Genomic DNA, 298 nt, shown 5'->3' with positions numbered 1-298 from the left:
CGGACTTAGCGGTATTCTTAGCAGTCGCTTCTGGATTGATAGTATTAATGCTTTGCGTGCCAGTTGTCTTAGCACTTTCTACAGCATCATTGCTAGTTGCTGCATCGATCGCATCCTTAGCTTTCTTCACTTCTGCATCAACTTGCGCCTTGGCAGCTGCTTTTTCCTCAACTGTCAAGTCTGGACGAGCGTCAATCTCTGCCTTTTTAGCATTAGCTGCTGCATCTATGTCGGACTTAGCGGTATTCTTAGCAGTCGCTTCTGGATTGATAGTATTAATGCTTTGCGTGCCAGTTGT

Annotated in this window: 1 protein-coding gene; it reads right to left on the bottom strand. The window is 45.6% G+C overall.

The annotated features are described in order from the left end of the window. Positions 1–298: DUF1542 domain-containing protein (locus E4T79_RS10845; RefSeq protein ID WP_135030143.1), on the bottom strand; the 298-nt coding region annotated here is incomplete at both ends.

It is taken from the genome of Streptococcus sp. LYSM12, from assembly GCF_004569635.1.
Lineage (GTDB): Bacteria > Bacillota > Bacilli > Lactobacillales > Streptococcaceae > Streptococcus.
This window is presented reverse-complemented; position numbering and strand designations above follow the sequence as displayed.